24 protein-coding genes are annotated in these 22,741 nt (G+C 72.0%); 10 read left to right on the top strand and 14 right to left on the bottom strand.

What is annotated here, in order from left to right; genetic code table 11:
• Positions 1–10: 10 nt before the first annotated feature.
• Genes ACZ4TR_RS44075 through ACZ4TR_RS44055 form a run of 5 tightly spaced genes read right to left on the bottom strand, consistent with a single transcriptional unit; the run spans position 11 to position 4,906 of the window.
• Positions 11–844 (bottom strand): class II fructose-bisphosphate aldolase, encoded by an 834-nt coding sequence (locus tag ACZ4TR_RS44075; RefSeq protein WP_465294424.1) that lies wholly within the window; start codon positions 842–844, stop codon positions 11–13.
• Positions 841–1,833, bottom strand: a complete 993-nt coding sequence (locus tag ACZ4TR_RS44070) for a 1-phosphofructokinase family hexose kinase (protein ID WP_465294422.1) — start codon at positions 1,831–1,833, stop codon at positions 841–843. The genes ACZ4TR_RS44075 and ACZ4TR_RS44070 overlap by 4 nt, the downstream gene beginning before the upstream one ends.
• Entirely contained in the window at positions 1,830–2,777 is a 948-nt protein-coding gene (locus ACZ4TR_RS44065) for a DMT family transporter (protein WP_465294420.1), read from the bottom strand. Before ACZ4TR_RS44065 ends, ACZ4TR_RS44070 begins: the two co-directional genes overlap by 4 nt.
• Complete coding sequence (locus ACZ4TR_RS44060; RefSeq protein ID WP_465294418.1) at positions 2,774–3,745, bottom strand: N-acetylglucosamine kinase; 972 nt, start codon at positions 3,743–3,745, stop codon at positions 2,774–2,776. The genes ACZ4TR_RS44065 and ACZ4TR_RS44060 overlap by 4 nt, the downstream gene beginning before the upstream one ends.
• 3 nt (positions 3,746–3,748) lie before the next feature.
• Positions 3,749–4,906 carry an SIS domain-containing protein gene (locus ACZ4TR_RS44055; RefSeq protein ID WP_465294416.1) on the bottom strand — a complete coding sequence of 386 codons (1,158 nt, stop codon included), beginning with the start codon at positions 4,904–4,906 and terminating at the stop codon, positions 3,749–3,751.
• A 194-nt stretch (positions 4,907–5,100) separates the two neighbouring features.
• On the opposite strand from ACZ4TR_RS44055, the gene ACZ4TR_RS44050 reads away from it, so the two are divergent.
• Positions 5,101–5,955 (top strand): DeoR/GlpR family DNA-binding transcription regulator, encoded by an 855-nt coding sequence (locus tag ACZ4TR_RS44050; protein WP_465294414.1) that lies wholly within the window; start codon positions 5,101–5,103, stop codon positions 5,953–5,955.
• Positions 5,956–6,062: 107 nt separating this feature from the next.
• Here ACZ4TR_RS44050 and ACZ4TR_RS44045 read toward each other — a convergent pair whose 3' ends face one another.
• The 3 genes from ACZ4TR_RS44045 to ACZ4TR_RS44035 form a co-directional block, all read right to left on the bottom strand.
• Entirely contained in the window at positions 6,063–9,200 is a 3,138-nt protein-coding gene (locus ACZ4TR_RS44045) for a PA14 domain-containing protein (protein WP_465294412.1), read from the bottom strand.
• A gap of 206 nt (positions 9,201–9,406) precedes the next feature.
• Positions 9,407–9,658 (bottom strand): hypothetical protein, encoded by a 252-nt coding sequence (locus ACZ4TR_RS44040; RefSeq protein WP_465294410.1) that lies wholly within the window; start codon positions 9,656–9,658, stop codon positions 9,407–9,409.
• 384 nt (positions 9,659–10,042) lie between these two features.
• Entirely contained in the window at positions 10,043–10,993 is a 951-nt protein-coding gene (locus tag ACZ4TR_RS44035) for an NADP-dependent oxidoreductase (RefSeq protein ID WP_465294408.1), read from the bottom strand.
• 94 nt (positions 10,994–11,087) lie between these two features.
• On the opposite strand from ACZ4TR_RS44035, the gene ACZ4TR_RS44030 reads away from it, so the two are divergent.
• Entirely contained in the window at positions 11,088–11,684 is a 597-nt protein-coding gene (locus ACZ4TR_RS44030; RefSeq protein ID WP_465294406.1) for a TetR/AcrR family transcriptional regulator, read from the top strand.
• A gap of 12 nt (positions 11,685–11,696) precedes the next feature.
• On the opposite strand, the gene ACZ4TR_RS44025 is transcribed toward ACZ4TR_RS44030, so the two are convergent.
• Entirely contained in the window at positions 11,697–12,587 is an 891-nt protein-coding gene (locus ACZ4TR_RS44025) for an aldo/keto reductase family oxidoreductase (protein ID WP_465294404.1), read from the bottom strand.
• Between the two features lie 103 nt (positions 12,588–12,690).
• Here ACZ4TR_RS44025 and ACZ4TR_RS44020 point away from each other — a divergent pair, with 103 nt between their 5' ends.
• The gene (locus ACZ4TR_RS44020; protein ID WP_465294568.1) at positions 12,691–13,533 is read left to right on the top strand and encodes a LysR family transcriptional regulator; all 843 of its coding nucleotides are present in this window, start codon (positions 12,691–12,693) and stop codon (positions 13,531–13,533) included.
• Between the two features lie 14 nt (positions 13,534–13,547).
• On the opposite strand, the gene ACZ4TR_RS44015 is transcribed toward ACZ4TR_RS44020, so the two are convergent.
• The gene (locus ACZ4TR_RS44015) at positions 13,548–14,423 is read right to left on the bottom strand and encodes a fumarylacetoacetate hydrolase family protein (RefSeq protein WP_465294402.1); all 876 of its coding nucleotides are present in this window, start codon (positions 14,421–14,423) and stop codon (positions 13,548–13,550) included.
• Positions 14,424–14,498: 75 nt separating this feature from the next.
• Here ACZ4TR_RS44015 and ACZ4TR_RS44010 point away from each other — a divergent pair, with 75 nt between their 5' ends.
• A complete protein-coding gene (locus tag ACZ4TR_RS44010) occupies positions 14,499–15,008 on the top strand; it encodes an alpha/beta fold hydrolase (protein WP_465294400.1) in 510 nt (169 codons plus the stop codon).
• Between the two features lie 24 nt (positions 15,009–15,032).
• On the opposite strand, the gene ACZ4TR_RS44005 is transcribed toward ACZ4TR_RS44010, so the two are convergent.
• Positions 15,033–15,569, bottom strand: a complete 537-nt coding sequence (locus ACZ4TR_RS44005) for an EF-hand domain-containing protein (protein WP_465294398.1) — start codon at positions 15,567–15,569, stop codon at positions 15,033–15,035.
• Positions 15,570–15,653: 84 nt separating this feature from the next.
• Positions 15,654–16,553, bottom strand: a complete 900-nt coding sequence (locus tag ACZ4TR_RS44000) for a LysR family transcriptional regulator (RefSeq protein ID WP_465294396.1) — start codon at positions 16,551–16,553, stop codon at positions 15,654–15,656.
• A gap of 190 nt (positions 16,554–16,743) precedes the next feature.
• On the opposite strand from ACZ4TR_RS44000, the gene ACZ4TR_RS43995 reads away from it, so the two are divergent.
• The 4 genes from ACZ4TR_RS43995 (at position 16,744) to ACZ4TR_RS43980 (ending at position 19,850) form a co-directional block, all read left to right on the top strand.
• A complete protein-coding gene (locus ACZ4TR_RS43995) occupies positions 16,744–17,364 on the top strand; it encodes an NADPH-dependent F420 reductase (RefSeq protein WP_465294394.1) in 621 nt (206 codons plus the stop codon).
• A gap of 31 nt (positions 17,365–17,395) precedes the next feature.
• Entirely contained in the window at positions 17,396–18,409 is a 1,014-nt protein-coding gene (locus ACZ4TR_RS43990) for an SDR family oxidoreductase (RefSeq protein WP_465294392.1), read from the top strand.
• Positions 18,406–19,014, top strand: coding sequence for a TetR/AcrR family transcriptional regulator (locus ACZ4TR_RS43985; protein ID WP_465294390.1), 609 nt, complete (start codon positions 18,406–18,408; stop codon positions 19,012–19,014). Before ACZ4TR_RS43990 ends, ACZ4TR_RS43985 begins: the two co-directional genes overlap by 4 nt.
• Before the next feature lie 74 nt (positions 19,015–19,088).
• Entirely contained in the window at positions 19,089–19,850 is a 762-nt protein-coding gene (locus ACZ4TR_RS43980; protein ID WP_465294388.1) for an alpha/beta fold hydrolase, read from the top strand.
• A gap of 25 nt (positions 19,851–19,875) precedes the next feature.
• Here the strand turns inward: ACZ4TR_RS43980 and ACZ4TR_RS43975 are convergent, their stop codons facing one another.
• Positions 19,876–20,862, bottom strand: a complete 987-nt coding sequence (locus tag ACZ4TR_RS43975; RefSeq protein WP_465294386.1) for a helix-turn-helix transcriptional regulator — start codon at positions 20,860–20,862, stop codon at positions 19,876–19,878.
• On the opposite strand from ACZ4TR_RS43975, the gene ACZ4TR_RS43970 reads away from it, so the two are divergent.
• Positions 20,861–21,559 (top strand): SDR family NAD(P)-dependent oxidoreductase, encoded by a 699-nt coding sequence (locus tag ACZ4TR_RS43970; RefSeq protein ID WP_465294384.1) that lies wholly within the window; start codon positions 20,861–20,863, stop codon positions 21,557–21,559. The two genes, ACZ4TR_RS43975 and ACZ4TR_RS43970, sit on opposite strands and share 2 nt — an antisense overlap.
• A 22-nt stretch (positions 21,560–21,581) precedes the next feature.
• Here ACZ4TR_RS43970 and ACZ4TR_RS43965 read toward each other — a convergent pair whose 3' ends face one another.
• Positions 21,582–22,028 (bottom strand): SDR family NAD(P)-dependent oxidoreductase, encoded by a 447-nt coding sequence (locus ACZ4TR_RS43965; RefSeq protein WP_465294382.1) that lies wholly within the window; start codon positions 22,026–22,028, stop codon positions 21,582–21,584.
• Here ACZ4TR_RS43965 and ACZ4TR_RS43960 point away from each other — a divergent pair.
• Positions 22,021–22,707: an NAD(P)/FAD-dependent oxidoreductase gene (locus ACZ4TR_RS43960; RefSeq protein WP_465294380.1), complete on the top strand. Its 687-nt coding sequence runs from the start codon at positions 22,021–22,023 to the stop codon at positions 22,705–22,707. The genes ACZ4TR_RS43965 and ACZ4TR_RS43960 overlap by 8 nt on opposite strands.
• Positions 22,708–22,741 lie beyond the last annotated feature (34 nt).

Below are 22,741 nucleotides of genomic sequence, written 5' to 3'. Positions count from 1 at the left end.
GGAACGGAGCTCAGGCACCGGCCAGGAGCTCCAGGAGCCGTGCGACCTCGTCCCGCATCCGGTCGCGGCCGGGGGAGAGGTAGCGGCGGGGGTCGGTCAGGCTCTCCCGCTCGGCGAGCGTCGCGCGGACCGCGCCGGTCAGGACCTGGTTGAGGCGGGTGCCGACGTTGACCTTGCGGATGCCGCGCTCGACCGCCCGCCGGACGCCGTCGTCGGGTACTCCGGACGAGCCGTGCAGGACCAGCGGCACGGGCACGGCGGCGGCGAGGCGGCCGATGAGCTCGTCGTCCAGTACCGCGTCGCGGCCGGCCATCGCGTGCGACGACCCGACGGCCACCGCGAGCGAGTCGACACCGGTCGCGGCGACGAACGCCGCCGCTTCGGCCGGCGCGGTCCGGACGCCCGGTGCGTGCGCGCCGTCCTTGCCGCCGATCTCGCCGAGCTCGGCCTCCACCCAGCAGCCCGCGGCGTGGCACCGCTCGGTGACCGCCCGGGTCCGCGTCACGTTCTCCGCGTAGGCCGAGCTCGCCGCGTCGAACATGATCGACCGGATGCCCAGCGCGAGACCCTGGTCGACCAGGGCTTCGTCCTCGATGTGGTCGAGGTGGACCAGCACCGGCACCGTGGCGGCGCCGGCCATGCTGAGGCACGCCGTGGCGAACGGGTCGAGGGAGCCGTGGTACCGGACGGCGTTCTGGGAGATCTGCAGGATGACGGGGAGACCGGCCTGCTCGGCGCCCGCCACGATGGCCTCCGCGTGCTCCAGGAGGATCGCGTTGAACGCCCCGATCGCCCCGCCTTTCGCTCGCAGGCCGGCGAAGATGGTCTCGGCGTCGGTGTTCACGCGGTCTCCTTCACGGCGAGGGCACCGAGCCAGCCGGCTCGTGCCTCGAGATCGACTTCGCCCGCGACGGGGCGCAGGACAGCGGCGGCCGACGTCGCGACGACGTCGGCCAGCGCGGCCGGCCAGTCCACTTCGGACACGGCACCGGCGGCCGCGAGGTGGCGGGCGAGTGCGGCGGCGGCCGCGTCGCCGGCCCCGGTGGGGTTGCCGACGACCCGCTCGACCGGCCGGACGCCGAACTCGTGGCCGGCGGTCACCGCGATCACGCCCTCTTCGCCGAGCGTGGCGACCACGGCGGCTGCGCCGTCCCGGACCAGCTGCCGGCCGGCCGCGACGACCTCGCCGGGATCGTGAAGGCGCTTTCCGGCCAGCTCGGACAGCTCGTCGCGATTGGGTACGAGCACACTCCGGGTCTTCGCCGCGGCGCGCAGGGCGGCGCCGGAGACGTCGGCCACCACCGGGATGCCGGCGTCGGCGCAGAGCACCGCCAGCCGGGCGGGTGTCTCGTCGCCGAGCCCGGGCGGCACGCTCCCGGAGATGACCACCGCGCCCACGCCGGCCACCAGCTCGGCGCGGAAGGCCGCCATGACCTCGTCCCGGATTCCGGCCGCCACGGCCGGACCGCGCTCCTGCAAGCTCGTCGTGACGCCGTCGTCCTCCACCACCGCCACGGTCCGGCGGACCGCGTCCAGCGCCGGGACCAGGTGGTGGGGGAGGCCGAGCCGGTCGAGACCGGCCCGGAACTCGTCCGGCTCGGTGCGTCCGGTCAACGCCAGCACGAGGCTGTCGCTGCCCAGGTGCCGGGCCACCGCGGCGACGTTCACGCCCTTGCCGCCGGCGCGGCTGCGCACGTTCGCCACGCGGACGGTCTCGCCGACCGCCAGCCCGGCGACCCGGTAGGTGACGTCGATCGCGGGGTTGAGGGTGACGGTGAGGATCTTCCGGTGCCCGGGGGACACCTTGTCGGCGATCCGGATCCGCGTGCTCACGACGCGGCTTCCCGCCGATCGGCCGGCGTGGCTCCGGGCAGCTGCGCGGCCGGCTCTTCGCCGCTCTTCTCCGTGCTGTAGACCATGAGCGACGAGCCCACGAGGGCGAGCACGATGCCGGCGACCTGGAAACCGGTCGGCAGGGTCTGGAAGATGATCAGCGAGAGCACGATGGTCAGCACGGGCGCCAGCGCGTTGGTGATCGGCGCGACGATCGTGGCCTTGCCCCGGCTCATGGCCATCACGAGGAACAGCGCGCCCACGGCGTTGAGCAGCTGCGTGATCGCGGTCAGGGCGGGAGCCTGCCACGGGAACGACAGGGGAAGGCCGCCCATCATGATGATCGCGACCGGGATCAGCAGGAGCCCGCTGACGGTCATCCAGCCGAAGGTCGTCGCGTCGTTGACCCCGACGACGGCGGCCTTGCGCATGAAGTACGCCTGGACGCCCCAGGCGACGCAGACCAGGATCGCGAGCCACAGGTAGGTTCCGCCGGCCTCTTGCGAGTCGCCCGAAGACACCGAGAACAGGACGATGGCGACCAGGGCGAGGGCGACGCCGATCCAGCTGAGCGCGGTGAGCCGTTCGCGCAGGGCCGCGAAGGCCATCAAGACGGTGATCGCCGGGGAGAGCGCCACGATCGGGAAGATGATGTAGGCCGGCCCGATGGTGAGCGCCTTGAACAGCACCAGCTGCCCGCCGGCGCCGGTCAGGCCGATCAGCAGGCCGTAGACCGCGGCGATCGGGCGGCGGTCGATCTTCTGCCCGCGCAGGGAGAAGTACGCGGGGATGAGCATGGTGATCGACCAGATGACGTAGACCATCGGGTCGGGGTAGCCGTAGCGGGAGGTGGGCAGGCTGGAGAACGCGCCCCAGACACCCCAGAACAGGACCAGCAGGCCGGCGTAGGGAATCCAGGCGGCGCGGCGCGTCGATGCGCTCATGACAACCCCTCCAAGGTGGGGACGGCGGAAATCCGGTCGAGCGGGATGGAGTGGCCCGCCAGCCGGGCGGCGTAGACGGCCGCGCCGACGTGCGGAGGCAGCAGGGGCTCTCGCAGTTCGTAGCCGTGGCTGCCGTGCTGGAGCGTTTCGCGGAAGGAACCCAGGAGGTGGGCCGAGCCGAACATGCCGCCGGAGTAGGAGACCGGCACGGTCCGGTCCTGCTCAAACCCCAGCGCGGCGGCACCGGCTTCGACGTGGAGGGCGAGCTCCCGCCCGGCGCGCCCGAGGATGACGGCCGCGGTGGGATCACCCGCTTCCGCGGCGCGCGTGACGACCTTGCTGAGGTCCGCGATCCTCCCGCGGTCCCCGTGCCACCGGTTCATGACGATGTCGATGGCGTCGAGGTCGGTGGTCAGGCCGAGCGCCCGGCGCATCTCTTCGGCCAGCGCGCTCGGCGGCTGGCGCCCGTCGCTCATCCGGGAGAACGCGCCGAGACCCTGGACCGCCACCCAGTAGCCGGACCCTTCGTCGCCGAACAGCTCGCTCCAGCCGCCGGCCCGCCACTGCCGGCCTTGGTATTCGCCGTAGGCGATGGACCCGGTGCCCGCGACGACGTTGATCCCGTCCGCGCCGCCGAGGGAGGCCGCCCAGCCGCAGATCATGTCGTTGCCGCACGCGTAACCGACGTCGCCCAGGATGCGGCGGGGGAGCGCGTCGAGCACGGGCACGTCGGCGGAAACCTCGCCGTAGCAAGGAATGCCGAAGAAGGCGTAGGAGAGGGCGGCGACGTCGATGCCCGCGGTGGCGCAGACTTCGCCGATTCCCTGGCGCAGCAACGGCTCGACGATGTCGATGCCCTGCTGCAGGTAGTAGAGGCCGGCCGTGCGGGCTTCCGCGACGACGCGTCCCTGCGCGTCGATCAGGCAAAAGGCGGTTTTCGTCCCGCCGCCGTCCACACCGAGGAACATGGCTCAGCCCTTCGCCGGGTTCGGGAACTCGTGGATGACGACGCCGCGGACCACGCGGTTGACTTCGCCGCCGGGGAACGGGTTGTCGGGGGTCAGGCCCTGCGCGAGCGAACACGCCAAGGCGATCGACTGCGCCGGGATGGCGGCCACGATGGCTCGCAGGGCGCCGGGCAGGTGCGCGATCCCCGGGATCGGCCACTCACCGGCGCCGGCCGGGGCGTCGCCGTCCGAGCCGATCACCAGCACTCGCCCGGCCCCCAGGGACTCCACGAGCTCGCGCGTGATGTCGTCGTCGTAGCGGCGGGTGTACGGATCGCCGGACGGGAAGATGATCGCGACGGTCCCTTCGTCGAGGACCGACTTGGGACCGTGCCGGAAGCCCAGCGGCGTGTCGGCGACCGCGACGACCGCGCCGGCGGTGAGTTCGAGGCACTTCAGCGCGGCTTCGCGGGCCAGTCCCTTGAACGCGCCGGAGCCGAGGTAGACCAGCCGGGCCGGCTCGGTGGCGGCGATCGCTTCCGCCCGGCTCGCCGCGGTGTCCAGGACGGCGGAGGCCGCCCGGGCCGCGCCTGCCACGTCGACCTCGAGGCCCAGGGCGAGCAGGGCGGCCAAGGTCATCCCGGTGAACGACGACGTCATGGCGAAGCCGCGGTCGTTCAGCTGCTCGGGAAGCGTCAGCACGACGGCGTTCTTGGCGTCGGCCCAACGGCGGGCGAGCGCGCCGGAGGCGTTGCAGGTGATGACGACGTGGTGCAGCGCGGGGGTGAGCCGCTGCAGCAGTTCGGCCGCGGCGATCGACTCGGGGCTGTCGCCGCTGCGCGCGAACGACACCAGCAGCACCGGCCGGTCGTCGACGACCACGGAGTGCGGGTCGGCGACGATGTCCGTGGTCGCGATCGGCTCGATCGGCCGGCCGAGGTGCCGGGCGAGGTCGGGGGCCACGACTTCGCCGATGTAGGCGGAGGTCCCCGCGCCGGTCAGGACGATCCGGGTCCGCGGGTCGACGAGCGCGTCGCCGAGCAGGCGGTCGATGTCGGCCCGCGCGGCGGCGACGGTCCGCGCCACCTCGGGCCACGTACCGGGTTGCTGCCGGATCTCGCCGGCGGTGCGGCTTTCGCCCGGCTGCTTCCGGTGCCCCGGCTGCTCTTGGTGCACTGACACCCACATCACCTTTCGGGTCATGGCCGGTTCGGCCGGCTCCGCCATGCGGTCCGCTCTTGGTACGTCGTGCCGTGTCCGGTGAGCAAGAGTTGTCGCGCAAACGAGCATCGCGGATGTTCGTTTGCCGCGTCGCCGCTGGTGAGTTGTCGGATAGATGCACGAAAGTGTTCGAAATAGTCGTATAGTGTGCAAGTATGAGCCTTCCTGATGTCGCCGATCCGCCGGGAGAAGGGCGGCCCCGGCGGCGCGCGTCCCGGTCCGAACGGATGGCGGAGATGGTCCGCGAACTGGGCGAAACGGGTCGCCTGCGAGTCGGTGAGCTCGCGCGCCGGTTCGGCGTCTCCGAGGCCACGCTGCGCCGGGACCTGACCGCGTTGGAGGAGCAGCGGCTGCTGACCCGGACCCACGGCGGCGCGCTGGCCCAGGGGGTGGCCTACGAGCTGCCGGTCCGGTACCGGGAAGGCCGGTCGAGGGACGCGAAACGGGCGATCGCCCGGCAGGCGGTGCGCAGGTTGCCCACGGGCCCGCACGTGATCGCGCTGACCGGCGGGACGACCACGGGCGAGCTGGCGAGGGAGCTGCCCGACCGCGCGGACCTCACGGTGGTGACCAACGCGCTGAACACGGCCATGGAGATCGTGCTGCGGCCCCGGGTGAAGCTCGTCGTGGTCGGCGGCGTATCCCGGCCGCGGTCCTACGAGCTCGTCGGCCCGTGGGCGGAGCAGGTGCTGGCGTCGATCAACATCGGCACGGCCTTCATCGGGGTCGACGGCATCGACGCGGCGGGCGGCATCACCACCCACGACGAAAACGAGGCGAGAACGAACCGCGCGATGCTCGGCCGCGCGCAACGGGTGATCGTCATCGCGGACGGCAGCAAGCTCGGCAAGCGAACACTGGCGCGGATCGGCGACATCACCGAGGTCGACGAGCTGATCACGGACTCATCGGCCGACGCGGCGGGCGTGGCGGCGATCCGGGCGGGAGGAGTGCGGGTGACGGTCGTGGACGTGCCCGCGCAGGGGGAGAACCGCCGATCGATCGCGTGAGAAGACGCTGGCGCGTCGGCGATCCACTGTGGATTGACGACGCGGGTGCCGCACTGGGCAGTGCGGCACCCGCGTCGCAGGTGTGCCGTGTCCCGGCACGGAAGGCGTCAAGAAAGCCCGGCGACCTCCGTGTCCGTCAACGCCTTGCCGACCACGCCGACGTCGCCGACCGCGCCGGGCCAGAAGTCGACGTTGCGGCCGTCGTACTTGGCCCGCCCGACCGTGAACGCGCCGGTGCTGACCGACGCCGGTCCGGCCGGGGCCGTCGCGACCTTCACGCCGTCCACGTAGAGCCGGATTTCGTTGCCCGCATGGACACCCGTCAGCTCGTACCAGCGGCCGACCTCCGGCACGACCTCGTACCGGGCCCGGTTGCCGCCGGGCGTGCTGAACGCGAACGCGCCCTGCCCGTACTGCAGGTAGAACGGGCTCTCCCGCTCCCGGCCGTCCTGGCTCACCGCGGTCGCGTAGTTGCCGGGCAGCTCGTCGAGCCGCACCTTCGCGGACACGGTGTAGTCACCGGTCGTGTCGACGACCGGGCCGTAGGTGTCGGCGGAACCGCCGCTGAACTGCAGCGCGCCGTCCTTGAACGCGGCGCCGGTCGGGGTGAGCGTCAGCGGGTTCTTGCCGCCGCTCGAGTCCTTCGCGGTCGTTCCCCCGCGCTCGTCGAGGTTCCACGAGCCCTTCCCCGCGTACGGGTACGGCTTACCGGCGTCGGCACCGGCCTCGATCACGCGCCGGTTGATCTCGCGGACGGGACCCGGGTCGACCTTGAGGCGCTTGCGGTCGTAGGTCCAGAGCCCGTTGAGCTCGCCTTCGAGGTCGGTGACCTGCGTGTAGACCGAGGCCGACAGCTCGGCCCGAGCCTGCCCGAGGTAGAACGTGCGGGTGTTGTCGACGTACTTCGCCGTCAGCGCCGCCTTGTCCGCCACCCCGCTGTAGATCGCGATCGGCGCACCCGGCCACTGGTGACCCGGCGTGCGCAGCGTGAAGCCGCCGTGCTCGCCGTCCATCACGGCCCGCTTGCCGTCCGAGCGGGCCGGGTCGGTGTTGTTGTAGTCGTGGTGGTCGAGGACGTCGCCCGCGCCCGAGTCACCCTTGGAGGCGCAGCAGTTCACCCCGCTGTGGGCGTTGACGATCCGGCTCGGGTCGGCGGCCTTGACCTGGTCGGTGATCCGGCCGGTGGCGGCCTTGTCCCACTCGCCCCAGCCCTCGTTGAACACGATCCAGGCGTAGACGGACGGGTAGTTCTGCAGCTGGTGCATCTCTTCCAGGCCCTGGCTGAGCCACGCCTGCTGCGCCGCGGGGTTGCTGCCGTCGTCGAGGGACACGAAGTCCTGCCACACCAGCAGCCCGAGCTGGTCCGCGTGGTAGTACCAGCGGGCGGGCTCGACCTTGATGTGCTTGCGGACGGCGTTGAAACCGAGGTCCTTCTGCGCCTTCAGGTCGAAGACGAGGGCGTCGTCGCTCGGCGCGGTGTTCAGGCCGTCCGGGTAGAAGCCCTGGTCCAGCTGCATCAGGGAGAAGAACGGCTTGCCGTTGAGCGTCAGCTTGGGGACGCCGCCGACGTTCGTGATGCCGGTGGACCGCATGCCGAAGTAGCTCTTGACCTTGTCGCCGCCCAGCTTGATCTCCAGCTGGTACAGGTACGGGTCGTCCGGTGTCCACAGGTGCGGGTTCGGCACCGGAATCTTCAGGTTCGCGTTCGCCGGTCCGGTGACCGCGGCGACCTGCCGGCCGCGCGCGTCCTTGGCGACCGCCGTGACGGTGGCGTTGCCCGCGGACTTGACGTTCAGCGCCAGCGAATCGGTGGTGAGGTCGGGAGTCGTCTTGATCTCGTCGATGCCCTTGTCCGCCACCGGTTCCAGCCACACCGTCTGCCAGATGCCGGACGACGGGGTGTAGAAGATCCCGCTGGGGTTGGGGGACTGCTTGCCCTTGGGCTGGTACGGGCCGGTCGTGTCGGTGACGGCGACGACGATCTCCTGCTCGCCGCCGCGCTTGAGCGCGTCGGTGATGTCGGCGCTGAACGCCGTGTACCCGCCGGTGTGCTCGGCGACGACCTTGCCGTTCACCCACACCTTGGCCTGGTAGTCGACCGCGCCGAAGTTCAGCTTGAGACGCTGTCCGCCGCCGATCTTCCAGTCGTGCGGGACGGTGACCGTGCGGCGGTAGAACATGTGGTCCTCGTGCCGTTCGAGCCCGGACAGCTGCGACTCGATCGGGTAGGGCACGACCACCTTTTCGGGCAGCTTCTTGCCGAACGCCGGTTGCTGGCCTTCCTTGGCGGCCGAGAACTCCCACGGGCCGTTGAGGTTGACCCACTTCTCGCGTTCGAGCTGTGGCCGTGGGTACTCCGGCAACGGGTGGCGCGTGTCGACGTTCTCGCCCCACGGCGTCCGGAGCCGTTCGGTCGACGCGTTCGCGACGCTGCGGATGGTCTTGCCGACCTTCTTGCCGTTCACCGCGAGCGCACCCGCGCCGTCGTAGTAGACGCTGACGCGCTGTCCCTTCAGGATCCTCTCGGCCAGCCGGATCATGACCCGGTCGCGGCTCGCCGTGACGAGCGAGACCGGCATCGGCGTCGCGTCGACCTCGATCCGCAGGTGGTCCTTCAAGTCGCTCGCACCCGAGACGCGGCCGTCGAAGCCGGCCGTGAGCGTGCGGCCGTCCTGGGAGACCTCCGCCGAGCGCGGCACGACCTGGTAGTCGGCCGGCGGCGTGAACGCGGACAGCGGCACGATCTGCTTCGCGATGCCCGCGCTCGACCAGCGCAGGAACATGTTCGCGCCGCCGACGTCCTGGAACATCTCCAGCCTGAAGTCGTACTGCTTGCCGGCGGTCAGCGTGACCGGCGCGCTGGTCTGTTCGGTGTCCCAGTCCCCGACCCAGTGGTCGATCACCGGCGCGCCGTCGATGAACAGCCGGAACCCGTTGTCACCGATGGCGTAGAACGTGTAGTCCGCGGTCTGCGGCACGGCGAGCTGCCCGGTCCACCGGGCGGTCGTGTGCTCCGTGCGCCCGGCGATCACCCCGAAGATCGAAGTCAGGTCCGGATGGTCGACCTCCCCATCCAGCGCGGTGCCGGCCGAGTTCACGAAGTCCCGCGCCCCGGGCGCCGACATCGTGAAGTATTCGGCCTTCAAGCCGTGGACGGTCGGCTCGGCGGCACCTGCGGGCGGCGTTCCCGACGCCACGCCCACCGCCACCAGCAAGGCGAGGAGGACGGAAGCGGCTCTTCTCATCGGCGAGACCCTTCATTTTTACAACGTTGTAAAACGTTTCTGGAGGGGATCCAATCAGACAACTCGGACCTCTGGCCACCGCCGAACGTCGGTATCTGGAGGACCGAATGGCCCAACGGGTCGCCCGATCTGCGGCAACCGGGTGAATGTGGTCCCTCGGGCCGGGGATGGGCAGATCGCGTCGAGGCCGGCCACGATCACCTTGGTCAACCGGGTGAGGTAGGCGGCGCCGACCTGGTCAGCGGTGTGAGATCAGCAGGTCGAGGCCCGAGTTCGAGGTCCTGCAGCGCGGTGGCCGGCTCGGGAGTGCGCGTGGTTTCGACGAGGATGTCCAGGGTGATCCGCCTGATCGGCGGATCGGCGGCCTGGGCGTCCATCGACGGGCGCGCGTAGCCGATCTCGGCGAGCTGGTCGGATATCGCGCGGGTGACGGTGGCCGGGATAGATTCCTGGAGCACCGCCGCTCCTGCCGGTTCCCGTTCGAGGTAGACGACGGAACAGTTCCGTTGCGGTGAAAGGGGAGTTACGCCGGGACACGGCCCGAGCGGCACCAATGTGCTGGTGGACCACCGGTTCCTGCTGACCGGGGACTCCGCCGCGCGTTCCCCGAACTCGTCAACCTCGCCGCGCACGACCACACCGGCCACGACGCCCGGCTGATCGCCGGGCTCGCCGAGGGCGAACTGTCCGATGTGCACTTGTCCGAGGCCGAGTCCTGTGAGCGGGCCACCTTCGACGAACCGGCAGACCTCGACCCCGCCCGGCTGCCACGGTTCGTCCCCGGCCGGGGACGGTGGCCGGGTCGGCCGCGTGGCCTCACGCCCGACCGGGTTCACCGCTTCTCAGAGGTCGATGACGACCTTGCCGTGCACGTGGCGGGCCGCCTGGAGCTCGACCGCCTCGCGGATCTTTTCGACCGGGAAGGTCGCCGCGATCGGCACCCGGAGCCGGCCCGCCGCCACCAGGCCGGCGATCTCCTCGATGGCGTTCTCGGGGGCGTTGGCGCCGTTCGCCGGTGTGATCCCGTCGACCAGTCCGGCGATGGTGGTGATGCGCTCGTCGGGCACGCCGAGTTCGCGTGCCGCTGCCACCGTGTCGGTCGCGTGCAGGTCCATGGCCGCAGTGACGCCGTTTGGACCCAGTGCGCGGACCCGGTCGACCAGCCCGTCGCCGTAGGTGACCGGCTCGGCTCCCAGGGCGCGCAGGGCATCGGCCGAGGACGCCGACCCCGTCCCGATCACCCGCGCCCCCGCGAGGCGGGCGAGCTGGACGGCGAACACGCCCACCCCGCCACCCGCGCCGCCGATGAGCACCGTGTCGCCCGGGCCGGGGGCGACCACGGCCACCGCCGCGGCCGCCGTGCAGCCCGCGATGGCCAGCGCGGCGGCGGTGCGGTCGTCGACGCCGTCCGGGGTCGGGTGCGCCTCGCCGCCGACCGCGATGGTCCCGGCCACGTCCACGACGACGTGGTCGGCGACCGCGCGGGACAGGGCGCCGCCGAACACCCGGTCGCCGACCGCGAACCCGGTCACGCCGGCACCGACCTGATCCACGACGCCGGCGTAGTCGGTGCCGAACCCGCACGGCAGGCTCAAGCCGAACCGCGCGGCGGTCTCCGCGTCGGAGGTCATGAACCAGTCCATCGGGTTCAGGCCGGCCGCGGTGACCCGTACGCGGATCTCTCCTGAGCCGGCCCGCGGTACGGGTACCTCGCGGATGGTCAAGGCCTCGGGGCCGCCGAACGACTCGAACCGGACCGCCCGGCTCGTGGTCGCCGGCGTGGTGTCTTTCATGCTCACCTGCCTCCTGTAACGGCTCGCGAAGCGCGTAAACGGACTACGCTTCGGTTAGTGACCTCAAGGTAGCACAAGTGGAGCGTGATCCGTTTTGACTGCCGTCAAGCCCCGCGGACCGCGGGCGGACGCGACCCGCAACCGCCAGCAGCTGCTCGACGTGGCGACCCGCCTGTTCGCTTCGGCCGAGGCCGAGGCCGAGCCGTCGATGCGGGCGATCGCCCACGAAGCCGGGGTCGGCATCGCCACCCTCTACCGGCACTTCCCGACCCGGGAGGCGCTGGTCGACGCGGTCTACCAGGACCAGGTCTCGCGGCTCACCACCGGTGCCCGTGAGCTCCTCGCCGAGCTCGACCCGCCCGCGGCGCTGCGCCGCTGGATGGACTTGTTCGGCGACTGGATCGCGACCAAGAACGGGATGGTCGACACCCTGCTCGCGATGGTCGAATCCGGGGAGATCGCCCATGCCCGCACCCGGACCGAGCTGCTCGCGGCCATCGACCACATCCTCGAAGCCGGCCGCGCGAGCGGGCAGCTGCGCGCCGACGTCCCCGCCGAAGACATCGCCGCCGCCCTCATCGGCATCTTCACCGTGGCCGGCGCGCCCGAGCACGAAGCGATGGCGGCTCGCCTGCTGAACCTCCTGATGGACGGGCTCCGCCCCTCCGCTCACGGCCCGGCCGACGGGTGATCCCAGGGCGGATCACCCGTCGGCGCGTCGCGTCGAGCCGATCTCGTCCAGCTCGGCCAGATCCTGTTCGGAGAGCCGGATCGCCGCGCCCGCGGCGTTTTCGGTCAGGTGCGCCACCGACGAGGTCCCGGGGATGAGCAGGATGTTCGGCGATCGCCGCAGCAGCCAGGCCAGCGCGACCGCCATCGGTGTGGTGCCCAGCCGCGAGGCGACCGCCGACAGCGCCGTGGACTGCAGCGGGCTGAACCCGCCGAGCGGGAAGAACGGCACGTAGGCGATGCCCTGGCCGGCGAGCTCGTCGATCAGCCGGTCGTCGTGCCGGTGCGCGAGGTTGTACATGTTCTGCACGCACACGATCGGCGCGATCGCCCGGGCTTCGGCGACCTGCTCGGTGGTGGCGTTGGACACGCCGAGGTGCCGGATCAAGCCTTCCTGCTGCAGCTCGACCAGGGTGCCGAAGGCCTCGGCGAGCGAGCCGGGCTGCGGTCCCGTGGCGTCGCCGAGGCGGAGGTTCACCAGGTCCAGCCGGTCGAGGCCGAGGGTGCCCAGGTCGTCGTGGACCGCGCGGCGCAGGTCCGCGGGCCGCCGGGCCGGTGGCCAGCCACCCTGCTCGTCGCGGCGTGCGCCGACCTTGGTCACGACGTGGAGCGCTTCGGGATAGGGGTGCAGCGCCTCGCGGATCAGCTCGTTGGTGACGCGGGGGCCGTAAGCACCGGAGGTGTCGATGTGGGTGATGCCGAGGTCGACGGCCGCGCGCAGGACGGCGAGTGCGCCGTCGCGGTCGGCGGGCGGCCCCATGACTCCGGGGCCGGCCAGCTGCATGGCGCCGTAGCCGAACCGGGTGACGGTCAGTTCGCCCAGGGACCAGGTGCCGCCGGGCAGGGAAACGGTGTTCGTGCTCATGCCGTCGATCTTCACGCGCGGCCGGGGGCGGCGGCCAACACCGATCCGGTGCGCTGTGATACTCGGGCGGTATCACAGCGAGGTACGGTGGGGTGTGGACACTGTGGAGACTCGCGAGCTGCGGTACTTCATCGCCGTCGCGGAAGAACTGCACTTCGGCCGGGCCGCCGAACGCCTCGGCATCGCCCAGCCCCCGTTGTCCCGGGCGATCCAGCAGCTCGAGCGCCGGCTCGGCGTCGCCCTGCTGAAGCGCGACCGCCGCGGCGTCTCGCTGACCGGCGCCGGGGAGATCCTGCTGCAGGAAGGGCGGGCGGCGCTCGACGCGGCCACCGCCGCCGTCCGCCGCACCCGTCGTGCCGGGGATGCCGGCCCCGGTGACCGGCTGGTGCTGGCGGTGAAGGCCGGCGCGTTCCACGAGCTGCTGAACAAGCTCCTCGACGCCTACGCGGCCGAGCCCGGCGCCGCCGAGATCGAGGTCTTGCCCAGCGGCATGTGCGAACAGGACGGGATGCTGCGCGACGGCCGCGCCGACGTGGCCCTCATGCACACGCCGTTCAACTCCCTCGCCGGGTTCGACAGCGTCGAGCTGATCACGGAGGGACAGGTGGCGATCCTGCCCGCGCGGCACCCCCTGGCCGAGCGCAAGGTGTTGTCGCTGGCCGAAATCGCGGACGTCCCGGATCTTCCGCTCGCCCGCTGGCCCCGCCACGACGTCTACCCGCCCGGCCCCGGCCCGGAGGTCCACGACCAGACGCAGCTGGCCCAGCTGATCGCCCTCGGCCGCACCATGACGGTCTTTCCCGAGTCCGCCCGCACCTGGCTGTGGGACGAGCACGCCGCCGTCCCCCTGAGCGACGCCCCGGCGGTCACCACCCACATCGTCTGGCCGGCCCACAGCCGCTCGCGCGCCCTGGCCGGGCTGGTCCGGACGGCCTCGCGCCTCTGACGCGGCGCGTTCCCTCAGCGCGTTGCGAGCGCCCGGCGTACCTCGTCGGCGCCCAGCACCACGGGGGAGCGCAGCGAGCCGACCTCGGCGATCTCGATCTCGACCACGTCTCCCGGCCGCAGCCCCTGATCGAGCCCCGGCACCACGGACGTGCCCGTCGAAAGGACGGCGCCGTCGGGGAAGTCGTTGTCCCGCCACAGGTACTCGACCAGCCCGGCCGGTTTGCGGTTGAGCTGCGCGGTACTGGCCTCGCCGGCGAACACCTCGTCACCGTCGCGCAGGACGCGCATGCGGAGGCCGAGCGCCAGCGGGTCCGGCACCTCCCACGCCGGTCGCACCCGCGCCGACACCGCGCACGAACCGGTGTAGATCTTGGCCTGCGGGAGGTACAGCGGGTTCTCGCCTTCGATGCTGCGGGAGCTGACGTCGTCGACCACCACGTACCCGGCGATCTCCCCGGCGGCGGTCAGCAGCAGGCCGAGCTCCGGCTCCGGCACGTCGTTGGCGGAATCGGTGCGGATGGCGATGGGCTCACCGTCGGTGACCACGCGCCACGCGGCCGACTTGAAGAACAACTCGGGCCGCTCGGCGCGGTACACCCGCGCGTAGACGTCCTCGTCGGCACTCTCCTCGCGGCGGGCCTCCTCGGACCGCAGGTAGGTCACCCCGGCGGCCCACACCTCCATCCGGCCGTCCAGCGGCGGCAGCAGGCGCGCCCCGGCCGCGGACACGGGCTCCCCGGCGGCCTCGGCCAGCTCGCGGATCTCCGCCACGGAGTGGCGCAGCAGCTCACTCATCGACGCCACCGCGAGCGGCCGCAGCCGCTCATCGGTGAGCAGGCCGACTCGGATGGTGCCCGTGTCGTCGGCGAATCGCACCAGGTGACTCATTCCGGACCTCCTCGGTCGGTACCGAACCTACGGAGTGCGGAGCGTGGCGGTCAACGAGTGTCGAAAGGCCGGCAGGTGCGGCGAGGCAGGTGCTGTGACGGTTCGACCTCGCGACAGCGGCGTTGGCTGGTCACCGCGCTGGACCGCGCGGCAGGCCTGGGGATCCCGATCATCGCCGTCGACCGGCCCGGGTACGGGGGCAGCAGTCCCGTGGCGTCCGACGGGTCGGTGTTCCTCGCGAACGCGGCCGCACTCGACCACCTCATCGCCGAACTGTGGGAGACGGACGGGGCCGGCACGGCCGGTGTCTTCCTCATCGGCCACCCGATCGGCGTCCCGATCTCGATGGCCATCGGAGCGCGCAAGCCGGAGTGGCCCCTCCTCGGCATGGCCTTGTCGGGATGCCTGCTGCGCGTACCCGAGCGGTTGGCCGGCATCTGGGCGGCGGCCCCGGGGCTGACTCTGGACCCGCCGATCGGGCAGAAGGCCGGCCGATGCCGGGTACTGCCCCTCCGCCGGCCACGCCATCGATTACCACCGGGCGGGTGCCGCTTTTCCAGGTGGGGCAACTGGCCTTCGTGCTGAACTGCGCGGCTTCCGCCGGTCGGCTCAGCCGAGCAGCGGGATGTCCAACCGTCCATAGTGGAATTCGCGGACGGCGTCGACGAGCTCGTCCACGGTGAGGCGGCCGTCGCCGTCGAGGTCGATGCGGTCGAACGTCGCGTCGGAGTCCGCGTCGCTGAGGCCCACTGCCGGGCCGAGCCAGCGGCGCAGCTCCACCTTGCTCACGTACCCGTCGCGGTCGGTGTCGCACAGGTCGGCGATGGCGGCGATGGTCGGGCGGAGCAGGTCCGCGAAACCGCTGTCGCCGCGGTCGTACATCAGTTCCCGGTTGGCGGCGAGGTACTGCTCCTGGTTCATGGCGCCGTCGGGGCCGACGCCCGCGGCTTCGGCTTGGCGCCGGTACATCGCGAGCAGGGCGTCCCGCACGGCCCGGCCGCGGTCGCTGGTCGTGGTTTCGCCGAAGGACTCGACGATGCGGCGCGCTTCCGCGTCGTAGTCGGTGCGATCGATGACGCCGTCCCCATTGGCGTCCCATTTCTCGAATCGCTTGATTTCGTGCTCGGTCCTCAGGGCGGTGGTCATGGCTCATCACCCTAGGAGCGGAAAGCGGTGTCGGACAGTCGCACGAAAGGTGGACCCCGCGGCCCGCTTCACTCTCCGGGAGTCCTACACCTCTACGCGGCCCTCTGCGTAAGCCTCGTGGTTCCCGCACTCCGCCGTGATCTCGGCCGTCGCCTGCGCCGCGGCGACGAAGTCGTCGGCCAGCGGGGAGGTGCGTGCTGCCGCCACCGCGAGGCCCACCTGGCCCGGCGCGAGTTCCGGGACGGGCACGTAGCTGATGTCCGGACGCGAGTAGAACACGGTCTCCGAGCGCGCCACGAACGAGATGCCCCGGCCGGCCGCGACGTGCTCGAGCTTCTCCTCGACCCCGCGCACCCGGAGCCCGGAGTCGGGGTGCGGGCGCCGGGTGGGGTGCGTGCCCGGGCCGGCGTGCCAGACCAGTGGCTCACCGGCCAGGTCGGCCTCGGTGACCTCCTCCTTGCCGGCCAGCCGGTGGCCCACCGGCAGCACCACCATGAGCGGCTCGGTGTACAGCGGAGTCACCCGCAGGCCGGTCTCGTCGAGGGGAAGGCGCACGTAGCCGATGTCGACGCGGCCGTCGAGCAGCATCGAGGCCTGGTCGTCCCCTTCCAGGCGCTGCACGTCCACGGCCACGTCCGGATGGCGGGCCTCGAACGCCCGCGCCGCCGGGATGACCGGGATGCCGGTCCGGAAGCCGACCACGAGCCGCCGGCTGCCGTGAGCCGCCGCGGACACCCGGCGGCGGACCGCGTCCGCGGAGGCCAGCAGCGGACCGGCGTCGGTCAGCAGCTGCCGGCCCGCGTCGGTCAACGCCACGCCGTGGCGATCCCTGGTGAACAGCGAAGCGCCGAGATCCTGCTCCAGCGCGCGGATCTGGCGGCTGAGCGCCGGCTGCGCGATGTGCAGCTCTTCGGCGGCGCGGCCGAAGTGCAACCGGTCGGCCACGGCGGCGAAGTACCGCAGCTTGCGCAGGTCCAGGTCCACGGCGCCTCCCGGTCCGGTGATGCCTTCAGGCTATCACCGCGACCGAAAGAGGTCTTGGACACCGGCTCGGGCCAAGGGCATCGTCAAGGGGGTCCGAGCGAATTCGCCGAAGAATTCGGAAACGGAATTCATGGCGGGGAACGAGCACGGATCAACTCTCTTTCATCCAGTTTCGGAAAGCAGGCACTTCATGAGCAGCATCAGCGTCATCGGCGTGGGGAACATGGCCGGCGCTCTCGCCCGCCGGGCGCTCGCCGGCGGCAACGCCGTCGAGATCATCGGCCGGGACCAGGCGAAGGCCAAGGAATTGGCCGCCACTCTCGACGGGGCCACCGTCGGGACGGCCGGCACCGCCCCGGCGGGGGACATCGTGGTGCTCGCCGTGCCCTACGCCGGCGCGGTGGCCGTGGTCCGTGGGTACGGGGACGCGTTGGGCGGCAAGGTCATCGTCGACATCTCCAACACCTTCAACGCCGACGCCACCGAAGTGGTCACTCCTGAGGGCACTTCCGGTGCCCAGGAGATCGCCAAGGCCGTCCCGGCGAGTGCGCACGTCGTGAAGGCGTTCAACACCGTCTTCGGCCACGTTCTGGCCCAGGGGCACTCGTTGGACGTGTTCTTCGCCGGAGACGACGCGCGGGCCAAGGCGAGTGTGTCGGCGTTCATCGAAAGCCTCGGACTGCGTCCCCTCGATGTCGGCGGCCTGGAGATGGCCCGCTGGCTGGAAGGGGTGGGGCCGCTGCTGATGGGCCTGGCCCGCCACGGCGTGGGGAGCTTCGACCTCGCCCTCGGCGTCAGCGTTTTCGGCTGAGTGCACCCCCACATTTCCCAGGAGCGGTAACGTGCGCGTTTTCGTCACCGGCGGAACCGGCCATTCCGGTTCGTACATCATTCCCGAGCTCGTCGCCGCCGGGCACGAGGTCACCGGCCTGGCCCGGTCGGACACGGCCGCGTCGGCGGTGTCCGCGCTCGGCGCGAAGGTGCGTCGCGGCGACCTCGAGGATCTCGACGGGCTCAAGGAGGCGGCCGCGGATGCCGACGGCGTCATCCACGTCGCGCACCGGCAGGACCTGCTTCCGTCCGGCGGGCTCGACGCCGTGGCCGCGGCGGAGGTCCCGATCATGCTCGCGTACGGCGAAGCACTGGCAGGAACCGGAAAGCCGCTGGTCGCGGCGGGGAGCATCGGCTCGCCCGGGAACCTGGGCCGGCCGGCCACCGAGGAGGACCCGGCCCTTCCCGCCGGCGAGGAGCACAAGGGCACCCTGCGGGCTCGCAACGTCGTGGAAACCGCCGTGGTCGGCCTCGCCGAGCGGGGGGTGCGGTCTTCGGTCGTGCGGATCGCGAACATCGCGCACAGCACGACCGATCGCGCCGGCTTCCTCGTGCGGCTGATCGCGCTGGCGAAGGAGAAGGGCTTCGTCGGCTATCCCGGAGAAGGCGCGAACCTGTGGAACGCCGTGCACATCCGCGACGCCGCCGCCGTGTTCCGCTTGGCGCTGGAGAAGGGACCGGCCGGCCGGTACTGGCACGCGGTGGGGGACGGAGGCATCCCGTTCCGCGAGATCGCCGAAGCCATCGGTGCCCGGCTGGGTCTGCCCGCCGTGAGCATTCCCGTGGACGAGCTGATGGTGCCGGGCTACTTCGGGTTCCTCGCGAACATCGTCACCCGGAGCTACCCGGCGGCCAACCTCGGCACCCGCCGGGCTCTCGGCTGGGAAACCCGTTCAGCCCGGCCTGCTCGCCGGTCTGGACAACGGTCATTACTTCCCCGCCGGCTGACGGGCGGGGACCTGCGCAAGGACGCCGTGGCAGACTTCGGGGACCACGATGCCCGGTCAGAGGAGCACGACGCATGACCGATCGCCCGGCCCGGCGAACGCAGGAGCAACGGCGCGCCGAGACCGAGCGGCGCGTGCTGGACGCCGCGATGGCGCTCATCGCCCGCAGCGGGTCGCGGGCCGTCACGCTCGCCGAGGTCGGGGAAGCCGCCGGCTACAGCCGCGGCATCGTCTACCACCACTTCGGCAGCCGGGAACGGCTGCTGGAAGCCGTGCTCGACCAGGCGCAGCGGTTCGACGTCCCCGCCTACCAGGGGAACAGCCTGGACCACCTGGTGCGGATCATCGAGGCGTACCTGCGCCACGTCGTGCGGCAGACACCGTCGGCGCGCGCGTTCCTGCAGCTGTGGGGCGAGGCGATCGCGGCCGACCCCGTGCTGGCGCCGCTGTTCGCCCGGCGGGACGCCGACTTCCGGCAGCTCCTGGCGGACGTGGTCCGCCAGGGCGTCGCCGACGGGTCCGTCCGGCCCGACGCGAACCCGGCCGCGGCCGCCGTGCTCGTCGTCGCCCTGGTCCGGGGGACCGGTCTACAGCTCATCGCCCAGCCTCCGGTGCGCAACGTCCCCACCCTCATCCGGGAGGCGATGCGCGCGGTACGCGCGGCCTTCGCGGTCACGCCGTAGCTTCCGGCCAGTGGTCTCCCGCGCCGTCCGCTGCTACATTTACTTGCATACATGCACGCAACTTAGGAGTGAAGATGGCTGTTCCGCTGGTACTCGTGCACGGCAATCCCGAGAACTCCGCCGTGTGGGGACCGCTGCTCGCCGCGCTCGGCCGCGACGACGCGATAGCGCTGTCCCCGCCCGGCTTCGGGGTGCCCGCGCCGGACGGCTTCTCCGCCACCGTCGACGGCTACCGCGAGTGGCTCGCCGCGCGGCTGGAGCAGTTCCGGGAACCCGTCGATCTCGTCGGCCACGACTGGGGCGGCGCACACGTCGCCGGGATCGCGATGACCCGCCCGGATCTGATCCGCAGCTGGGCGTCGGACGCGCTCGGCCTTTTCGACCCGGGCTACGTCTGGCACGCGCGGGCCCAGGTGTGGCAACAGGAGGGGGCGGGCGAGGCCTCGGTGAAGGAGATCTTCGGCGGCACGCTGGCGCAGCGCCTGGAGGTCGTCGGCGCGCTCGGGATGACCGGCCCGGTCGCGGAACGCGTGGCCGCCGGGATGGACGACGGCATGGGGCGGGCGGTGCTTTCGCTGCTGCGGTCGGCCGCCCAGCCGGCGATGGCCGACGCGGGCCGCGGTCTCGCGAAGGCGCGACAGCGGCCCGGCCTGGCCCTGATCGCCCTCGCGGACGCCGACCAGGCCAGTGGAACGCCCGCGCAGCACCGGTCCGCGGGCGAGGCCGCCGGCGCCGAGATCGCCGAACTCGCCGATGTCGGGCACTGGTGGCCGGTGACGGACCCCCACCCGGTGGCGCGCGCCCTGACCGCGTTCTGGTCCCGTTTGGACGGTTAAGACCGGCGGTCGTCGCAGGTGCCGGTCAGCGGTGGTCGGCCGGGCCGCTCGTGGTGATCGCCGGGCTGACGATCGCCGCGAGCCGCAGCTTGGTCTCGTCCTCGCTGCCGGGAGCTGCGGTCATGATCACGATCTTCAGCTCGGAGTCGCCGTCGGTCAGCACGTCGCAGTCCACCGTGACCGGTCCCACCGCGGGGTGCTCGATCGTCTTGTGGTCTTCACGGTGGGCGGTCACGGTGCCGGCCGCCCACAGCTCGGCGAAGCGCCGGTTTCCCTTGTGCAGGACGCGGATCAATTCGGCCAGGCGCTTGTCGTACGGGAAGCGCCCGGTGGCGCGGCGCAGGTCCGACACGACGGCGGCGTCGGTCGCCGCACTGTCCAGTTCGGACACCGGCCACAGCGCGAGGCGAGCGGGCCCGGCGTCGACCGGGAACCGGTCGCGGGCGAAGTTGCGCAGCTGCGGCGGCGCGGACGCGGGATGGCCGAGCAGCGCGGCCCACCCGGGGTTCCACCAGATCAGCTGCCAGTCCGCCGCGAAGACGGCGACCGCGACGTCCCCCAGCCGGGTGAGGACCCGGCGGACACCGGGCGGGATGTGGTCGGAGATCGCGCCGTCCGCCGGCGGGGCGAGGCGGGCCAGCCGGTACAGGTGGTCACGCTCGGCGGTGGACAGCTGCAGGGCGCGTGCCAGCGCCGCCACGACCGACGCCGAGGGCGTCGTGGCCCGCCCCTGCTCCAAGCGCACGACGTAGTCGACCGACATGCCGGCGAGCTCGGCGAGCTCCTCGCGGCGCAGGCCGGCCGCCCGACGCGACCGGGCCGCCGGCAGTCCCGCGGCCGACGGCGGCAGCCGATCCCGCCAGGTGCGGATCATCGCACCGAGCTGCGTGGGGGAGTGCGGGGTCATGACGTCCATCATCCCGCAGCCGCCACCGCCGGAGGTGGTACTGCTGTTCCTACCGTCGAGGCGTCCCTGGCCGCGGCGCCGCGAGGGGACGAAGGTGGACTCCATGACGATCACCTTCATCACCGGGGCGAACAAGGGGCTGGGCCGTGAGACCGCCCGCCGTCTCGTCGCACTCGGCCACACCGTCCTGCTCGGAGCCCGCAACCCCGAACTGGGCGCCGAAGCCGCCGCCGCCCTCGGTGCGCGGTTCGTCCCCATCGACGTGACCGACGACGCCTCCGTGGCCGCCGCGGCCGCGAACGTCGCCGAGCACGAGGGCTCGATCGACGTCCTGATCAACAACGCCGGCATCAACGGCCCCGTCGGCGACCCCAGCGCCCTCACCGCGGCGGACGCCTTCGGGGTCTTCGACGTCAACGTCGTCGGCGCGATCCGGACGACCACCGCGTTCCTGCCGCTGCTGCGCCGGTCGGCGGACCCGGTCATCATCAACGTCAGCAGCGGGCTGGGCTCGCTGGCCATCACGCACGACCCGGCGCGGATCGAGTCGAAGGTCATCGTGCCGCTCTACACCGCCTCGAAGGCGGCGCTGACGATGCTGACGACCCAGTACGCCAAGGCGCTGACCGACATCCGCGTCAACGCCGTCGACCCCGGCTACACGGCGACCGACCTCAACGGCCACAGCGGTCCGCAGACCGTGACCGAAGGCACGGACGCCATCGTCGGCCTCGCGACCGAGAAGCCCGGCGCCGGCTCCGGGCGGTTCGTCGACCGGGACGGCGACCTCGCCTGGTCCTGAGCCCGGCCGGGGCCGTCCTCGTTCACGGCCGGGAATCCGGCTTGGCCGTGGTGGCCCCGGCCAGGACCGCGTCGCTGAGGGCCGTCGGAGTGAGGGCGACGAAGGCTTTCTGCACCCGGCTGAGGCTGTCGAGCAGATAGCGGCGCTTGGGGTGGGGGGACGTCAGGGCGTGCTCGACGGCCTTGACGGCCTTCCGGGGATCGCTCGCGAGTTTCTGCAGCCGCGCCAGGAGCTTCCGGTTCCCGGTGAGGTGGGACGCGTACAGCTCCCGGTGCGGTCCGGCCAGGTGCGCGGTCATGCGGTCGTAGTCCTCGAGCATGTCGCCCCACATGTCGGTGCGGATGGGGCCGGGCTCGATGAGGGAGACGCGGATCCGCCACGGGCGCAGCTCCATGCGGAGTGCGTCGGCCAGGGACTCGATCGCGTACTTGGAGGCGGAGTAGGCGCCGGTGCCCGGGGTGGTGAGCACTCCGGAGAGCGAGGACAAGGCCGCCGGCGAACGGGGCGCGCGCGTTCTCGAACACACCGCGGTGACCGGGCTGGTCCCGCACCCCGACGGCTCGGTCACGCTGCGCCTGGCCGAGGGCGACGAACTGCGCGTCACCCGTGGGGTGGTCCTCGCGGCCAACCGGGGGGTGCCGCGGCTGCTCGCGGACTCGTTCGGCCTGAGCCTGCCCGTGTGGGAGAAGGCCACGCAGGTCACGTTCGTCGCGTCACCGCCGGGCTTCGCCCTCAACCACCAGGTCGGGCACACCCGGCGCGCGCTTTCGGTGAAGCTGACCGACGAGGGCCAGGTGATGCTGTCCGGCGGGCGGCCGGGGGGCTGGGATGCGGCGAGCGGCGTCGGCACGCCCGATCCGGAGGTCCTGCGGGCCAGCCTGGCCGACGCGGCCGCGACCCTCCCGGCGCTGGCCGGTGCCGAGGTCCTCGCCGTCGACACCAGCCGTGCCGACACCAGCACCATCGACCTGATCCCGGTCATCGACACCGTGCCGGGCCACGCGTCGGTGTTCGCCGGCACCGGGTGGAGCGGCCACGGTTTCGCACTGGCCCCGGCGGTCGGCGAAGCGCTGGCGGACTGGGCGCTCGACGGGGAACGCCCGGAAGTGCTGCGGCCCTTCAGCTTCGCTCGGCTGGGGGTGGGGTAGGGGAGCCGAAGCGCGGTCCGGGGTGATCATGCTG

Source organism: Amycolatopsis sp. NPDC028719 (assembly GCF_055565395.1).
This window is presented reverse-complemented; position numbering and strand designations above follow the sequence as displayed.